General features: G+C 35.5%; 1 protein-coding gene. It reads right to left on the minus strand.

Going from position 1 to position 787, the window contains the following annotated elements; translation table 11 throughout:
* A partial coding sequence (locus OZZ83_RS14670; RefSeq protein ID WP_002310875.1) for an IS982-like element ISEfm1 family transposase occupies positions 1 to 751 on the minus strand: 751 nt, incomplete at its 3' end.
* Positions 752 to 787: the final 36 nt, after the last annotated feature.

A 787-nucleotide genomic window follows, 5' to 3' on the forward strand; every position in this document is an offset into this window, starting at 1 on the left:
AAACAGTCTCAACTGTTTTTCTTTGTTTTCCAAGTAAGCTGTGGTCTAGTTTTTCTGATTTATCCATGTTTTTACGTGGCGGAACGGATATAGTAATGCCCTTAAGGGCAAGCTTTTCATGGATTTTATGGCTAATATATCCTTTGTCCCCTAGGATATTGGGAAGATTCGCTTCTTCCGATAAAGTCTCTAACACTTTCACGTCATGGACACCTGGATTCGTGATTGAGTAAGTAATCGGAAAGCCAGTCTTAGTAACGATCATATGAATTTTAAGACCATAAAAATAAGATTTTTTTGTTGAGTTATAGCCAACTTTGGCTATTTGATTCAATAGTTTTGCTTGTCTATTTCTAACTGGTTTACATAATGGACTAGGAAAACTATCTATAATTCCGACTAGTTCACCTTTGGTGAGCTTCTTGATGAAAAAGTATCGAATAATCTTGATAGTGTAAGCTAAGTTTGAACTTAAGCGAGTGAATCGACTCCTACTAGGAAAGTCACCATTAGGAAATAAGACGGAACAAACCGCTCTATACGTGGCTCTTTGGCTAGTATAGCCATTAATTATGCCCCATATAACACAAGCAATAATCACTGTATCGCGTTGCTTCAGTTGATCAGTATTTCTTCGGTTTTTAATCTTATCTGGTACACAATTGTGGTATATGTTAGAAACAGTTCTCATAATTTCCTTGAATGTTATAAAAGTATCTGTATAATGTTCAGTATATTTTGATGAACGCATATGTAGTCCTCATTTCTTGGGAGTTTTGAGACTACT

It is taken from the genome of Enterococcus sp. E5-162 (assembly GCF_035725965.1).
GTDB lineage: Bacteria > Bacillota > Bacilli > Lactobacillales > Enterococcaceae > Enterococcus_B > Enterococcus_B lactis.